This window comes from Nocardia sp. NPDC004123 (assembly GCF_053603795.1).
Window position 1 is genome coordinate 107539 of the sequence record NZ_JBSGGG010000033.1, and the last position, 14199, is coordinate 121737.

14 protein-coding genes are annotated in these 14199 nt (G+C 67.2%); 7 read left to right on the top strand and 7 right to left on the bottom strand.

Features of this window, described 5'->3' with window-relative positions:
* Positions 1–69 precede the first annotated feature (69 nt).
* From ACWEQQ_RS37960 to ACWEQQ_RS37980, 5 genes are all read right to left on the bottom strand, one after another.
* Positions 70–1992 carry an ATP-binding cassette domain-containing protein gene (locus ACWEQQ_RS37960; RefSeq protein ID WP_452351582.1) on the bottom strand — a complete coding sequence of 641 codons (1923 nt, stop codon included), beginning with the start codon at positions 1990–1992 and terminating at the stop codon, positions 70–72.
* A 36-nt stretch (positions 1993–2028) separates the two neighbouring features.
* Positions 2029–3195 carry a type III polyketide synthase gene (locus tag ACWEQQ_RS37965; RefSeq protein WP_452341226.1) on the bottom strand — a complete coding sequence of 389 codons (1167 nt, stop codon included), beginning with the start codon at positions 3193–3195 and terminating at the stop codon, positions 2029–2031.
* Between the two features lie 137 nt (positions 3196–3332).
* Positions 3333–4742 carry a fatty acid desaturase gene (locus ACWEQQ_RS37970; protein WP_354846237.1) on the bottom strand — a complete coding sequence of 470 codons (1410 nt, stop codon included), beginning with the start codon at positions 4740–4742 and terminating at the stop codon, positions 3333–3335.
* 377 nt (positions 4743–5119) lie between these two features.
* Positions 5120–5950: an LppX_LprAFG lipoprotein gene (locus ACWEQQ_RS37975; protein ID WP_452351583.1), complete on the bottom strand. Its 831-nt coding sequence runs from the start codon at positions 5948–5950 to the stop codon at positions 5120–5122.
* Between the two features lie 311 nt (positions 5951–6261).
* Positions 6262–6963, bottom strand: coding sequence for an alpha/beta fold hydrolase (locus ACWEQQ_RS37980; protein WP_452341207.1), 702 nt, complete (start codon positions 6961–6963; stop codon positions 6262–6264).
* A gap of 126 nt (positions 6964–7089) precedes the next feature.
* On the opposite strand from ACWEQQ_RS37980, the gene ACWEQQ_RS37985 reads away from it, so the two are divergent.
* Together ACWEQQ_RS37985 and ACWEQQ_RS37990 are read left to right on the top strand one after the other, a co-directional pair.
* A complete protein-coding gene (locus tag ACWEQQ_RS37985) occupies positions 7090–7926 on the top strand; it encodes a class I SAM-dependent methyltransferase (RefSeq protein ID WP_452351584.1) in 837 nt (278 codons plus the stop codon).
* A gap of 6 nt (positions 7927–7932) precedes the next feature.
* Positions 7933–8547, top strand: a complete 615-nt coding sequence (locus tag ACWEQQ_RS37990; protein ID WP_452351585.1) for a TetR/AcrR family transcriptional regulator — start codon at positions 7933–7935, stop codon at positions 8545–8547.
* A 231-nt stretch (positions 8548–8778) separates the two neighbouring features.
* Here the strand turns inward: ACWEQQ_RS37990 and ACWEQQ_RS37995 are convergent, their stop codons facing one another.
* Positions 8779–9147 (bottom strand): DUF1844 domain-containing protein, encoded by a 369-nt coding sequence (locus ACWEQQ_RS37995; RefSeq protein ID WP_364619634.1) that lies wholly within the window; start codon positions 9145–9147, stop codon positions 8779–8781.
* A 330-nt stretch (positions 9148–9477) separates the two neighbouring features.
* Here ACWEQQ_RS37995 and infC point away from each other — a divergent pair, with 330 nt between their 5' ends.
* The 4 genes from infC (at position 9478) to ACWEQQ_RS38015 (ending at position 11753) form a co-directional block, all read left to right on the top strand.
* On the top strand, positions 9478–10164 hold the full coding sequence (gene infC / locus ACWEQQ_RS38000; protein ID WP_452351590.1) for a translation initiation factor IF-3: 687 nt from the start codon (positions 9478–9480) through the stop codon (positions 10162–10164).
* A gap of 60 nt (positions 10165–10224) precedes the next feature.
* On the top strand, positions 10225–10419 hold the full coding sequence (gene rpmI / locus ACWEQQ_RS38005) for a 50S ribosomal protein L35 (RefSeq protein WP_040856904.1): 195 nt from the start codon (positions 10225–10227) through the stop codon (positions 10417–10419).
* A gap of 118 nt (positions 10420–10537) precedes the next feature.
* On the top strand, positions 10538–10918 hold the full coding sequence (rplT, locus tag ACWEQQ_RS38010; RefSeq protein ID WP_040807291.1) for a 50S ribosomal protein L20: 381 nt from the start codon (positions 10538–10540) through the stop codon (positions 10916–10918).
* 10 nt (positions 10919–10928) lie between these two features.
* Positions 10929–11753 carry a TrmH family RNA methyltransferase gene (locus tag ACWEQQ_RS38015; RefSeq protein WP_452341210.1) on the top strand — a complete coding sequence of 275 codons (825 nt, stop codon included), beginning with the start codon at positions 10929–10931 and terminating at the stop codon, positions 11751–11753.
* A gap of 74 nt (positions 11754–11827) precedes the next feature.
* Here the strand turns inward: ACWEQQ_RS38015 and ACWEQQ_RS38020 are convergent, their stop codons facing one another.
* Positions 11828–12403, bottom strand: coding sequence for a TetR/AcrR family transcriptional regulator (locus tag ACWEQQ_RS38020; protein ID WP_452341211.1), 576 nt, complete (start codon positions 12401–12403; stop codon positions 11828–11830).
* Positions 12404–12505: 102 nt separating this feature from the next.
* Here ACWEQQ_RS38020 and ACWEQQ_RS38025 point away from each other — a divergent pair, with 102 nt between their 5' ends.
* A complete protein-coding gene (locus tag ACWEQQ_RS38025; protein ID WP_452341212.1) occupies positions 12506–13960 on the top strand; it encodes an MFS transporter in 1455 nt (484 codons plus the stop codon).
* The last annotated feature ends 239 nt before the right edge of the window (positions 13961–14199 follow it).

Here is a 14199-nt window from a genome sequence, read left to right on the forward strand (position 1 = left end):
CCGAGAGACTGCGGACCGCAGACGAAAGGCCCCGCACCGGAATCGGTGCGGGGCCTTCGTATTTCGTGCCTACTCGGCGGCCGCCAGGGGCGGGCTGAGTTCCTTGACCTCGGCGATGTGGCCGAAGTCGAGTTTCACGATCTGGTCGGCGCAGTCGAAGTAGCGGTCGTCGTGGGTGATCACGATGACGGTCTTGCCGCGTTCCTTGAGCTTCACCAGGATTTCCCGGTAGAAGACGTCGCGGAACTTCGGTTCCTGGTCCGCGGCCCACTCGTCGAACATGTAGATCGGGCGATCCTCGAGCAGAGCGGTCAAGAGCGCCAGGCGCTTTCGCTGCCCCTGGGACAGCGCGATCGTCGACAGCCGGCCGTTCTCCACGGTGACCTTGTGGTCGATCTGGAGTTCCTTCAGGTACTTGCGGACCTCGTCGTCGACGCCTTCGTCGAAGCCCAGGTAGTCCTCGAACAGGTGGAAGTCGGTGAAGACCGCCGACGAGTTCTGCCGGAACCACTCGATGTTCTCGTGGTCGATCGCCTCGCCATTGAGCGACAGGTGGCCGTGCTGCGGGACGTACAGGCCCGTGATCAGTTTGGCCAGTGTCGATTTGCCGCTGCCGTTGCCGCCCACGATGAAGCTGATCTGACCGGGTGAGAAGGTCAGGTCCAGCGGTCCGAGGTGGAAGCCGGACCCGTCGGCCTGCGGCGGCGCCATGGGCGCGCCCATCGGGACGGGGTGGCCGCCGTGGTCGACGAACCGGTGGCCGTTGACATCCGGCCGATCGGTGCCGCGCGGGCCGTGGCCGGGCGGCGGGCCGCCGGGGCGTCCGCCCGGATGCGGGCCGGGGCGTCCGCCCTTGGGCGCACCGGGTGCGCCGGGCCGCCCACCGCCGCCCGGGTGCGGCCGCGCACCGCCACCCGGGTGGGCTCCGGTACCGGGCGGCGGACCACCCGGCACGGGCGGGAAGGCCGGCGGCGCCTCGCTCAGGTAGTTGTAGCTGACATCGTTGAGTTCCAGCCGCGCTGCGGTGGCGGCGGGACGCTCGGTGTAGGGCAGCGTGGATTCGTCGTGCGCGGTCTGGATGGACAGATTCAGCGAGCGAATCTTGGCCAGTGCCACGTCACCGCGCAGCAGGTCGGGAATGCGGTGCATGAAGTTCTGCATGGGCATCGAGAGGAACGTGGTGACCAGGACGTAGCCGACCATGACGTTCTGCGGCAGGTCCAGGGCGCGCGCCAGGCCGAACAGGATCAGGGCCATGGTGCCCAGCTGCAGCAGCTGGCCGAAACCCTGGGCGAAGGTGAACTTGGAGCCGGCGTCGACGTTCTGCACCCGCAGCTTCTCGGCGGAGCCGAGCAGTTGCCGATCCATGAAGTCGCGCCGCCGCCCGCGGTGCAGCTTGAGCTCCTTGATGCCCAGCGACACCTCCTGGAAGGACCGCAGCAGGCCGTCCTCGTTCTCGCGGGCGGCCTGGTACAGGTGCCGCACCTTCTTGAGAACCGTTTCGACACAGGCGATTCCGAGCAGGGTACCCGCGACGGTGGTGGCGAAGATCGGGCCGGACACGATCGCGAGGAACACGAAGCAGCCGATGATGGTCGCCAGGTCGATGCAGATGCTCGGAATGGCCGTGACCGCCTGCGACAGTGACCGCACATCCTCGGTCAAGGTCGCGATGAGGCGGTGCTGCCCGAGCCGCTCGAGGTGTTCGAGCGGCGCGGACACGATGCGGGCGCTCAGGTCCGCGCGCAGGCGGTAGATGGCCTCCTGCGCGAGCCGGATCAGCAGCACCTGCGAGATCACGCCGCTGATCAGGATGATCAGCGCGGTCGCGACGAACGCCTGGACCGTGACGCCCGGATGCGGTTCCGGTGACACCACTCCCCGAATCAATGTCACCAGGTAGGTATTGGCCGCACCGCAGACCAGACCGGAGGCGATGACGCCGGCGATCCGCATCCACGAGATGGAGATGAGGAATCTGATGAGTTGCATGGCTGCTGGGCTCTCTGGACGGAAACTATGCCCGGATCAGGGGCGGATGATGTCGAAGACGACACCCTCGAGGGTGACGCCGGGCGCGAACGAGAACGCCACCCCGGTCGAGATAGGCTGCGTGGCCTGCTGCGCGATCATCTGCTCGAGCACGAAGATCAGCGAGACGCTGAGCATGTTGCCGTACTCGGCGAGCACGTCCCAGCTGGTCGCCGCCTGCTCGGAGCCGAGGCCGAGCGAGCGCACGGACTCCTCGATGATCTTCGGGCCACCCGGATGGATCGCCCACAGGTCGATGTCGGATTTGGTCATGCCGTTGCGCGCCAGCACGCTGGTCACCACCGGGTCCACGCCGCGCAGAATGTACTGCGGCAGGTTCTCCGACAGCTCGCAGGTGATGCCATTGTCGTTGACGCCCAGGACGATTCCGTCCTCCGCGTCGTCGAACAGGTAGCTGAAGCTGTCGCGGATGACCACCGCGCCGGCCGGCAGCGGCTGGTGCGGCTGGCTGGCCCCGATGACCACCGCGCCGCAGCCGTCTCCGAAGAGGCTGTGGACGATGACATCGTTGATATCGTCGTCGAACACGGCGTTCACCGAGCTGAGTTCGATGCAGATGACCAGCGCCTTCTTGTCCGGGTGCGCCCGGACGTAGTCCACCGCGGCGCGCACCGAGTTCATGGCCGCGGCGCAGCCCATGAAGTTCACGATGACGCGGTTGACGGCGGGGGACAGGCCCAGCTGCTTGACCACGGCCACGTCCACGCCGGGTGCGATGAAGCCGGTGCTGGTGGCGAAGACCAGCATGCCGATCTCCGACGCCCGGTCCTCCAGGTGTGCGGTGGCGCGTCCGGCCACATCCACGGCCAGCGGCACCGCGTGCTCGTAGAAGGTGTTCATGCGGTCCCGGATGGTGCCGACTTCCTTGCTGTAGGACAGGAATTCGGGGTCGATCGGGTCGACCGCGAGGTGGCGGGTGGTGATGCGGGTCTTCTGGTAGATCCGCGGAATCCGGGCCTGCTGCGCCGGATCGCTGAACAGTCCGGCCACCTGGGCGGCGGCGTCGGCCTGCGAGAAGATCTGGCTCGGCGAACCGGTCGCGATGGATTCGATGACGCCGACGGTGGTCGGCGGGGTCGGCGGCAGCGGTGCGGGTGCGAAGCCTTCCCGGTATAGGAAGGCCGAGCCGGGCTCGCCCCCCACGAGCCGGGTCGCCGCCGCCGAGGGGCGGGCGCCCCCTTCATCGATGGTGATTGACACGAAATTCTCCCCTCGTTTCGATATGACGACCCGCGGTGCGGCCGGCGCATGTACGGACGCACCGCGTTAGTGGAATCGGTTCAGACGGTTCCGATTCCGGTGAAGCCCTGAACCGTGTAGACGGCGCAGGTCTTCAGGGCAAGTGGTGAGAAGTGCTCCTTGACGAACCCCCACTTGCGCTCCACCGCGTCGTCGGACGGCGCGAGAATGTAGGTCCGGATCTGCTTGGGGAAGCGGTCGGTGAAGAAACTCTTGGCCGGCAGCCACTCCACCCCGAACTTCGCGGACTCCTCGCGCAGCACGTCCTCGGTCGCGATATTCGCGAAACCACTGCGCTGGTAGGGCAGGACGTGATGCACCCGGTGCGAGCTCAGGCCCGCGGACAGGAAGCAGTCGACGTACCGGTTGCCGACCACCTTGAGGTCGTAGGCCTGCTCGATCTGGTTGACACCCCAGTCCTCGGAGTTCGACTCGATCTCCTCGGTCTCCAGTTCGAAGTCGTGGCTGGCCACCACCAGGAAGGTGGAGATCCACAGCGTGATCACGAATTGCAGTGCCCAGGCCCAGAAGTCGCCCATCACGGTGAAGACGATCAGCTCGCCCAGCAGCAGGAAGCGCACGCCGAAGGAACCGATGAAGTGCGGCAGCGCACCGCCCCAGGTGCCGTACATGTCCTTGATGCCCACCTTGCGGGTGAGGCGGCAGACGTCGAGCAGGCGGATGGTCATGCCGGTGATGGTGTGACCGAACTTGTGCAGGGTGTGGATCGGCACCCGGTACAGCCGCGGGACCCGCATCATCATGGTGAAGACGTTCTTCTTGATGTCGACTTCACTCTGGGTGTGCGGGTGGTGCAGCAGCGCGTGGCCGTCCGCGGTCACGAAAGCCAGTGCGACGTAATTGAAGTCGAAGGCATTCGTGTAGATCTTGTTCATGCCCTTCTGGGCGCGGTGGATGGCGTAGTGCCCGAAGCCGGCCAGCGAGCTGCGCAGCAGCACCATGGCGATCACGAACACGGGCAGCGGCATCCAGCTGCGCTCGAACAGCCGCAGGCCCTGCACCGCGAAGTACAGCACCGCCAGCGTGGCCACCACGATATTGAAGTAGGTGTCCATGCGCCGGATGCGGGCGGCCAGCTCGGGTTCCTTGAGCCGGGCCTTCACCTGGTGGAGCAGGTCATCCTTGTTGTCGAAGGTGAACTTCGGGGTGTCGCGCCAGCTGTCGAAGCCCTCGTTGAAGAGGAAGGCGGGCGCGTTGGCCTTGGGGTGGATGTCCTCCGGCAGGGCGTCGCGATCCAGCGCGTACTTCTTCAGGATGCGGCCGATGGCCTCCGGATTCTTGTGGTACGAACCGACGATCGAGGTGATGTCGCGATTCTTGGTCCGGCCGATGAAGAACTCGCCACCCGGATGCTTGGAAATCCAGTCGCTGAGGTCGTAGGCTTTGCCGTTGTAGACCCAGACATTCGATACCGGCGGTGGGCCGTCCATCGGGGGCCGGCGGAACTCCCCTTCGGGTTCCTGGCGTTCGATCGTCACTGCGGTTTCTGGGCGTTCGATCGTCGCCTCGGCCTCTGGTCGTTCGATCGTCATCTCATCCCTCCACACACAGGCCCGACGTTTGAACTTTCAGACGAAATCGTCGCTGCTGCGCCTTGCATTTCACTGAACAATCTCTTAAGCGTGCAGCCGAGATAGCTGCGGACTAACCGGCTCGCGGAGCGAGCCGGAATTGGTTGTAAGCAATGGGTATTTCGGACCGTGTGCCGAAATGCGAAAGCCGGTCCGGGGAGGGCGGACGACAGGCGTTGCCGCCGTTGCTTTTTCCCCGAACCGGCTCCGAACTCACATGACAGGGATGTGTGCGATCAGCTGCCGGGCTTGGTGACGTGGACCGGCTTCGCCCAGTCGGACAGGGTAACCGTGACGGTGCCCGTGTCCTTGGTGACCACGGCGCGCACCAGGTTGGGACCGGTGCCCGGCGAGGCGGCCGTGGACGGCAGCGTGGTGCCGGCGCCGCTCGGCGGAGCGACGTCCTTGATGTACAGGGTGATGGGGAAGGTGCCGCCGTCCTTGCCGATCTGCGGCACGACCGGGTCGAACACCGAGGCGTCGATGGTGCCGCTCACCTTCACGGTGTCGACGCCGTCGATCTTCTCGCGGCTCTCGGCCTTCGCGTTCTTCACCTGCGCAATGACATTGGCCAGGCCCTTGTCCTTGTCCAGGAGGACGCCCGGATCGTAGATCTTCTCGGCGGGGCCGACGGGGGAGTACTTGCTGCCGTCGCCGGTGTAGAGGGTCTTGTCGACGACCATGAACTTGGTGTCGGTGAAGTCGGCGTCCGGCTTGACCTTGACCTTGGCCTCACCGATGGCCTGACCCTGGCCCTGCGGCTGGTTGGTGACATCGGCCTTCAGGCTCTCGACCGGGAGGGTCGGGAGGTTCTGGACATCCATGACCACGTGCACCGACTGCAGGGTCTGGGTGGTCTTGGCGGATTCGGCGACGATCTGCGCGCCGTCGGGCAGCTGCGACGGCGGGGCCGCCTGCGAGGTGGTGGCCTTGCTGTCCGAGCTGGAGGACGAGGAGCAACCCGACACCAGCGCGGCGGCCGCGGCGGCGGCGATCATGATCGGAAGGACGCTGCGCCGGACACGGCGTCCAGTGGTGCGCTTGCCTTGGGACATCAGTTCATTCATGTACAACCCCCGAAGATTCCGTTCGATCTCGTTGTGAGGACAGCCTTGCCGCTGCCCGTCGTAGTATGCAGGACTTCGCCCGCGTCCGTGTCGAACGAGGCGATACTCCGGCATCCAACCAGCACCACCTGCGTGACGCCAAAGTTTTAGATCATCCAGCCGCGCAGGCGATTACCCCGCAACCCAGTATTTCCCACGTGTCGGCGAGCGTTAACAGCGTCGCTGCGCCCGCGGCAAGCCGAGCGCCCGCTGATTTGCGCGCAGTTCTGTCGCTGGAGATTAGCCAATTGATTCTTGAAATTTCAGTGGTATCAGTGCTGTGCGGTCTCGTGGATCAGCTCGGCGAGTTCCTCCGGTTTCGACCACATCGGCCAGTGTCCGGTCGGCAGGTCCACGTACTCCGCATCGATGTTGCGCAGCTCCCGGAACAGCGGCGGCTCGCCGGCGTCGCGGAGTTGCTGGACCAGCTCGGAGGGGAAGCTGCAGCAGATCACGGTGGTCGGAACCTTCAGTCGCGCAGCCGAATCGCCGAGCGTCACCGGGCGGCCCGCCACGCCGGCCGGGACCGGCACCGCCCGCTCCCGGAATCGGGCCAGCATCGCCTCGTCCAATCCGGCCAGGCTGTTCCCCATGGCCTCCACCTCGGCCCAGGTGTCCGGCAGTGGAAACTCCGCCGCGTCCCCGAGCGCCGGGTTGAGGACGAACCCCTCCGGCATGGGTGCGCTGTCGGCGTACACGACGCGCGAAAACAGTTCCGGCGCTAGATCTGTCGCCATGTACGCGACCGCACCGGCGCCCGAATGGGCCACCAGCACATCGCCCTCACGGCCGGCCGCGACGATCGCGCGCGCCTGTGTCTCCAGGGTTGCCGACAATCGCTCCGGATCCGCCGGATCCAGACCCGGCAGGGTCAGCGCCTCGACCTCGTCCCCGAGCGACCGCAACTGCCCGGCCACTTCCTCCCACGCCCATGCGCCCAGCCAGAAGCCGGGAACCAACAGTATCCGTGCCATGTCCTGAGGATTGCACAGCGCACCGACAGTCGAAACCCCATGTCTCCTGGGGCTCTTGACCCGAGCGGCGGTTGAGGCGCATTATGAACGTACGTTCATGAACTAGCGTTCATATAGGAGTCGATCATGACCGAGATCGTCAATACCGCTCAGTCCGATGCCTGGAACGGCTACGAGGGCGAACACTGGGCCGGCAACCACGACCGCTACGACGCGGTGAACCGCGGCTTCAACGAACCCCTGCTGACCGCCGCCCGCATTTCCGCCGGTGGCCACGTCCTCGACATCGGTTGCGGCAACGGCCAATTGACCCGCGCCGCCGCCCGCCGCACCGGCACGGGATCCGCCACCGGCATCGACCTCTCCGGTCCGATGCTCACCCGGGCCCGCACCCTCGCCGCGGCCGAGGTCGTCCCCAACGTCACCTTCGAACGAGGCGACGCCCAGGTATTCCCGTTCCCCGGCAACGCTTTCGACGCCGCACTGAGCCGCTTCGGCATCATGTTCTTCGCCGACCCGATGGCCGCCTTCGCCAATATCGCCCGCGCCCTGCGCCCCGGCGGCCGGCTCGCTTTCGTCACCATGCCGCCCATGCCCGGCACCGATCTCGGCACCGTATTCGGCGCGGCCGCACAGCATCTCGCCGACTTCGAGATCACGCACACCCACGGCCCGCTCGCCGACCCCGACGCCATCCGAGACCTGTTGACCGCCGCGGGTTTCCGCGACATCGACGTCGAATACCGTGAGGCCGAAGGTCTCTGGGGCCGCGACCTGGACGACGCCACCGATTTCATCATCGACTGGGGCCCGCTGCGCTACCACCGCTCGCTGTCCGGTTTCACCACCGATACCGCAGTCCGCGTAGCCATCTCGACCGCCCTGGTCCCCTTCGTCACCCCCGGCGGCGTCCGCCTCCGCAACGCGGCCTACCTGGTCACCGCGACCCGCCCGCTACCGTAACCACCCATGTCCCCGAGAAAGGCGGCGGCGCTGCGCGGCACCGACGACGACCGCAACCTCCGCGACCACCTCGTCGCCACCGCCCAGCGACTCCTCGCCGACCAGGGCGCACCCGGCCTCACCGTCCGCGCCATCGCCCGCGCCGCAGGCGTCGCCGACGGCGTCCTCTACAACCACTTCCCCGACAAGGACGCCCTCCTGGCCGCAGCCCTCAGCGCCCACGTCGCCGCCGCCCACGCCGCCCTGGACCCCCTACCGGCCCCCGGCACCGCGACCGTCCAGGAGAACCTGGAGCTGTACCTATCCGCCGGCCTCACCTTGCATCGCGCAGTCCTCCCGGTCTTCGCCGGCCTGCTGGCCAGCCCATCCGTGCTGGCCCGCTATGCCGAATCCGAAGCCCGCAACGATGATTGGCGCGAACTACTGGCCCGCTACCTCCGTGCCGAACGCGACCTGTCCCGCCTCGCCCCCGCCACCGACACCGCCGCCGCAACCGCCATCCTCGTCGGCATCTGCCACGACGCAGTCCTCACCGCAATGCTCCCCGGCGCCCCGCACGCCGAAGTTGAGGTAGACGCAGTAGTCGCGACCCTCCTCGCCGGAATTGCACCCCACCCCTGAGGCATCCAGCTGGCGCCGCAGTCTCGACCTTGCTCAGCCGATGCGGCCTTATTGAACTGCAGGCTTTGCGCCACAGTCGATTCGGCGAACCCAGCCGGCGTCGCGCGGCCCCACCAATACGGCGATTGCGATTCACCGCTGGGGCGCGGTCGACCCAGGTTCTCGACCCACGGTCGCAGGCTACTGAGCGGGGCGGGGTGGATCGGCCGCGGAATCGGCCGAGCGGTTGGCTCAGTACACCGGGCCGGTGTACTTCTCGCCGGGGCCGGCGCCGGGGGCGTCGGGGTAGGCGGAGGATTCGCGGAAGGCGCGCTGGAGGGATTGAAGGCCTTCGCGGAGGGGGCCGGCGTGCGGGCCGAGGTATTCGACGGAGGCGGTGATCAGGCCGGCGAGGGCGGTGATGACGCGGCGGGCCTCGTCGAGGTCGAGGTGGGGGCTGGTGGCAGGATCGGCTTCGCCGAGGCCGAGCTTCTCGGCGGCGGAGCTCATCAGCATGACGGCGGCGCGGCTGATGACCTCGACGGCAGGGATGTCGGCCAGTTCGCGGACGACCTCGCCGTCGATGAGGGCCGATTCGTCGCTGGTGATTGCCTCGCTCATGCGGTAGAGCATCCCATCGTGCGGGTCGGCGCTGGTCGCGGGGGCCGTCGATTCGGAGCTCACGGCTATGAGTGTTAGACTCTTCCGCGACGACCGTCCCGGACTGGTTCCTGCAACCGACTCGGGGCATCAAGTGGAGCCCGACTCCCACCGTCGATCGGCCTTTCCGGTCAGATCAGGCGGTCCGGTCGCCCATCATTTGCCTGATGGGTTCTGCACGTGGGTTTGCCCTGCGTGTGGTGCGATGCCAGCTGTTTGCGTCGCGGATCGGTCGACTCGGGCCCCGTGGTGGTGAAATACCAGCACGGGGCTTTCGTGTTGGAATTGGGGTTGCAGTTATTGCTTGCGGTCGTTGACGAACCGCTTGACCTAGGAGGCCCCATCAGCACTGAGACCCGCATCAACGATCGCATCCGCGTTCCCGAGGTCCGACTCATCGGACCGGGTGGCGAGCAGGTTGGGATCGTGCGTGTTGAAGATGCACTACGCGTCGCTCAGGAAGCTGACCTCGACCTGGTCGAGGTCGCGCCGGATGCACGCCCGCCGGTGTGCAAGATCATGGACTACGGCAAGTTCAAGTACGAGACCGCGCAGAAGGCGCGTGAGTCCCGGAAGAACCAGGTTCAGACCGTGATCAAGGAGCAGAAGCTCCGGCCGAAGATCGATGACCACGACTACGCCACCAAGCGCGGCCATGTGATGCGCTTCCTCGAGGCCGGGTCGAAGGTCAAGGTCACCATCATGTTCCGCGGTCGCGAGCAGTCGCGTCCGGAACTCGGCTTCCGGCTCTTGCAGCGACTGGCCGCCGACGTCGCCGACCTCGGTTTCGTCGAAACTTCGGCCAAGCAGGACGGCCGGAACATGACCATGGTCCTCGCGCCCCACAAGGGTGCGAAGACGCGGGTGAAGGCCCAGCAGTCTGCGGCCCAGGGCGGCACCGTCCCGGCCGAGACCCCGGCTCCGGCCCTGGCCGAGACCGCAGCCGCGGCTGCCGAACCGGCCACCCCGCAGCAGTAATAACGAGAAGCTCCGGTGGCGCGCTGACGCGCGCCTCCGGCACGACAGATTGAGGAATCCATGCCGAAGATGAAGAGCCACAGCGGCGCCTCGAAGCGATTCAAGGTGTCGGGCAGCGGCAAGCTGCTGCGTCAGCAGGCGAACCGTCGCCACCTGCTCGAGCACAAGCCGTCCACCCGGACTCGTCGTCTGGACGGCGTGGAGGTCGTCGCGAAGGCGGACGTCGCTCGCGTCAAGAAGCTGCTCGCCAAGTAATTCGGCTGAGCCAGCCGCTCGCGATCCGTTCGCGGAACGCATCACCGACCAACCTCGGGCGCACTCGCCGGGTTCACGCGAAAGACCCAGCGCCCCTAATTCGATCAAGGACTGACAAGTGGCACGCGTCAAAAGGGCCGTCAACGCTCAGAAGAAGCGCCGTTCCGTTCTCGAGGCCTCTAAGGGCTACCGTGGCCAGCGGTCGCGCCTGTACCGCAAGGCCAAGGAACAGCAGCTGCACTCGCTCACCTACGCCTACCGGGACCGCCGGGCGCGCAAGGGTGACTTCCGCCAGCTGTGGATCACTCGTATCAACGCCGCCGCGCGTCTGAACGACATGACCTACAACCGCTTCATGCAGGGCCTGAAGGCTGCCGGCATCGAGGTGGACCGCAAGATCCTGGCCGAGCTCGCGGTGAGCGACGCCGAGGCGTTCGCCCAGCTGGTGGCCGCCGCCAAGGCCGCGCTGCCCGCCGACGTCAACGCCCCGGCCGCCTGATTCGGCCTGCGTGACGACGCAACACTCGAAACGACCCGCGGACGTGCTCTCCGAGCACAACCCGCGGGTCGTTTCTGCGGTCAAGCTCCATCGCGCACCGGTGCGCCGCAAGACCGGCCTGTTCCTGGCCGAGGGCGCGAATTCGGTGGAGGCCGCGCTCGATACCGGGCGGATCGAGGAGCTGTTCTACTCCTCCAGGGCCGCCGAGCGCGAACACGAGCTGGTGGCCGGCGCTGCGGCGCAACGGGTGCGGACCACGCTGGTCAGTGACCGTGCTGCGGAGATGCTGGGGGAGACCGTGACGCCGCCCGGCCTGATCGCGGTGTGCCGCCAGGTGGATGTGCCGCTGTCGGAGATCATCGATGCGTCCCCGCGCATGCTGGCCGTCCCGGTCGAGATCGCCGACCCCGGCAATGCCGGAACCCTGATCCGGGTGGCCGACGCGGTCGGCGCGGATGGCGTGGTGCTGGCCGGTGATTCGGTGGATCCGCACAACGGCAAATGCGTGCGTGCCTGTGCCGGAAGCCTTTTCCACGTTCCCGTGGCCCGCTCCCGCGATATCGATGCCACCCTCGACGCCCTCGAGCATGCCGGGATCGCCGTGCTGGCGACCACCGCCAAAGGCGAGGTCGACCTGGACGATGCCGACGAGATCCTGCGTGGCCCGGTCGCCTGGCTGTTCGGCAACGAGGCGCACGGCCTGGACAAGGCCATCGCCGCCCGTGCCACCCACCGGGTCCGGATCCCCATTCACGGCCGCGCCGAGAGCCTGAATCTCGCTGCCGCGGCGGCCATTTGCCTCTATGCGAGCTCGCGGGTCCAGCACGCCGAGTGACGCCGGCCGAGTCTGCCGACGCCATCGTCGAGGCCGGCGCGGTGCCGAAACCCGGCGAGCCGGTCCGGATCTGATCAGATGCCGTCCTCGCTGAGGTTGGCGAGGAGCTCGGTGGCCCACGGCGGGGTGTCGGCGTCGTCGCCATCGGTGACCTGGAGCGCAGTCAGGTCGATGAGCAGCATGCCGGTGGCGAAGAAGCGGCCGACCTCGTAGGTCGTCGCGCCGGTGAGCTCCTTGGCCAGGTTGTAGAGGCGTCCGAAGTGATCGCGGATGTTCTCGCCGATGGCCGGCTCGCTCGCCGCCGCGATGCCCTGCAGGAAGACCCGGGGCAGATCGCGGTCGGTGAGGAAATGTTCGCCGAAGTGGCTGCCGAGGGAATCGAGGCGGTCTGTGGGGGAGGCGTCCGGTGCGGCCTGGGTGGCCCCGGTGCGGAAGAGCTCCTCGATGCGCCCGCACACCTGGTCCAGCACCGCCAGGAACAGCTGCTGCTTGGTGCCGAACAGCCGGATGACATAGGGCTGCGAGACCCCCGCTCGTCGCGCGATATCGTCGGTTTTCGTTGCGGCGTAACCGGATTCAGCGAAGGCGGCGGTTGCGGCCGCGAGTACTTCCGCGCTGCGTTCGGTCGCCGTCATCCGGGTTCTGGTCATGGCTGTCGTGCCTCCTCGTCGTCGGCGATCCCGTGTGCCATTGACATGTTATCAGTCAATGCATACTCTCTAGTTATCAGTCGATAACAACAAGGATTGGTCATGGCTGAAACACTCGAAACCTCGAACCTCACCGACAAGGTCGTCGATGCCGCCCGGCAGCGGCCGCTGGGCGCGATCCTGGCGGCGGTGGGCATCCCGATGTTCATGGTCACGCTGGACAATCTCGTGGTCACCAACGCGCTGCCGGTCATCCGCACCGAACTGCACGCGTCGCTCACCGACCTGCAGTGGTTCGTGAACGCCTACACGCTGTCCTTCGCCTCGCTGTTGCTCACCGCCGCCGCGCTCGGCGACCGGATCGGCCGCCGGCGGATGTTCGTCATGGGCATCGCGCTGTTCACGGCGGCCTCGGCGGCGTGCGCGCTGGCCACCGAGCCGTGGATGCTCATCGCCTCGCGGGCGGTACAGGGCTTCGGCGGGGCGGCGGTGATGCCGCTGTCGCTGACACTGCTGTCGGCGGCGGTGCCGGAGAAGATGCGCAGTGCGGCCATCGGCATCTGGGGCGGCATCTCCGGGCTCGGCGTGGCGCTCGGACCCGTGGTCGGCGGCGCGGTCGTCGACGGACTCAGCTGGCAGTGGATCTTCTGGATCAACGTTCCGATCGGCATCGTCGCCGTTCCGCTGGCCGCCCGCATCCTGAACGAATCCTTCGGAGGCGCACGGAAATTGGATCCGATCGGCCTGTTGCTCTCGGCGGGTGGCGTGCTCGCGGTGGTCTGGGGCGTGATCCACGGCGCGGACGACGGGTGGACCTCGGCCAAGGTGCTGACCGGGCTGATCGGCGGCGCGGCGCTGCTGGCGGCGTTCGTGCTGTGGGAGAACCGCTCGGCCGATCCCATGCTGCCGCTGCGGCTGTTCCGGTCGCGCAGCTTCAGCGCGGTCAATACCGTGCTCTTCACCTTCTCCGTCGGCGTCTTCGGCTCGATCTTCCTGCTGGCCCAGTACTTCCAGGTGGTGCAGGGCTACACGCCGCTGCAGTCCGGTATCCGGACGCTGCCGTGGACCATGGCCCCGATGGTGGTGGCTCCGCTCGCCGGGCTGATCGTCGATCGGGTGGGTGTGCGGCCGCTGATCGCCATCGGTCAGGTGTTCCTGTCGGCGGCGCTGCTGTGGATGGCGCTGATCACCACGGTCGACGTCTCCTACAGCTCCTTCGTCCTGCCCTTCGTGCTGGGCGGCATCGGCATGGGCCTGACCTTCGCGCCCACCGCCACCGCCGTGATGGCCAGCGCGGCCCCAGCCGATCAGGGCATGGCCTCCGGCGCCAACAACACCATCCGTGAGGTGGGTGTCGCCATGGGTGTCGCGGTGCTGGCGTCGGTATTCGCCTCGCACGGTTCGTATCTGAGCCCGCAGGAATACGTGGACGGCCTCATCCCGGCGGTCAAGGTGGGCGCGGCGATCGTCGCGGTCGGTGCGCTGGTCGCACTGCTGCTGCCCAGTCGGCAGGTGATCGCCGAATCATCCACCGGTGCATCGACTTTCGCTCACTGACCGGTCTGGTCAGGCGGCCACACCGCTGTGGTTCCGCATCCCCGAACAACTGGTCTACAACGGCGTAGCGTTGTTCGCCACCCTCGGATCGGCGTCGACGATCCGATCCGCCCCTCGAACGGCGTCTCCGGCAACCGGTGCGCCAGGGTAACGCCGGCACGAACCGCGTTGCGCCCCGCCCGGATCCGGCCAGCAGGGGGGCCCACCCGGGGGGGGTGTTATGGAGGTGGGGCGCGGCA